Origin of the sequence: Actinomadura fibrosa (assembly GCF_900659615.1) — a bacterium.
Taxonomy (GTDB): Bacteria; Actinomycetota; Actinomycetes; order Streptosporangiales; family Streptosporangiaceae; genus Spirillospora; species Spirillospora fibrosa.
On sequence record NZ_CAACUY010000556.1, the window covers coordinates 1 to 918 of the forward strand.

The following is a 918-nucleotide window of genomic DNA, read 5'->3' on the forward strand; positions in this document are numbered from 1 at the left end:
TACCAGGACATCTACCCCCTCAACTTCGACAACGACCCCGACGGCCTGTACACCGAGATCCGGCGGGTGCTCCAGCACTGGATGGACCACGGGGTACGGATCTTCCGGGTCGACAACCCCCACACCAAACCCCTCCCCTTCTGGGAGCGGCTGCTGGCCGACGTCAACCGCACCGACCCCGACGTGCTGTTTTTGGCCGAGGCCTTCACCCGCCCCGCAATGATGCACACCCTGGCCAAGATCGGGTTCCACCAGTCCTACACCTACTTCACCTGGCGCAACTCCGCCGAGGAACTCCGCGACTACCTCACCGAGCTCACCGGCCCCGCCGCCGCCTACATGCGCCCCAACTTCTTCGCCAACACCCCCGACATCCTCAATGAGTACCTCCAGCACGGCGGCCGGCCCGCCTTTGAGATCCGCGCCGTGCTGGCCGCGCTGCTGTCACCCACCTGGGGCATCTACAGCGGCTACGAACTGTGCGAGAACACCCCCGTGCGGCCCGGCAGCGAGGAGTACCGCGACTCGGAGAAGTACCAGTACCGCCCCCGCGACTGGGAAGCCGCCGAACGCGACAACACCACCATCGCCCCGCTCATCACCCGCCTCAACACCCTGCGCACCACCCACCCCGCCCTGCAACAACTGCGCAACCTGCACTTCCACCACATCGACCAGCCCGAACTTCTGGCCTTCTCCAAACACCACAACGGCGACACCGTCCTGGCCGTCGTCAACCTCAACCCCACCCACCCCCGCGAAGCCACCGTCCACCTCGACCTGCCCGCCCTGGGCCTGCCCGACGACGGCGACCACCCCTTCACCGTCACCGACCAGCTCACCGGCACCACCTACACCTGGCACCAGCACAACTACGTCCGCCTGGACCCCCACGTCCAGCCGGCGCACATCTTCACG

The 918-nt window shown here is 66.8% G+C and carries 1 pseudogene; it reads left to right on the top strand.

What is annotated here, in order from left to right:
- A pseudogene (locus tag E1300_RS49625) lies at positions 1-918 on the top strand (alpha-1,4-glucan--maltose-1-phosphate maltosyltransferase); the annotation flags it as partial.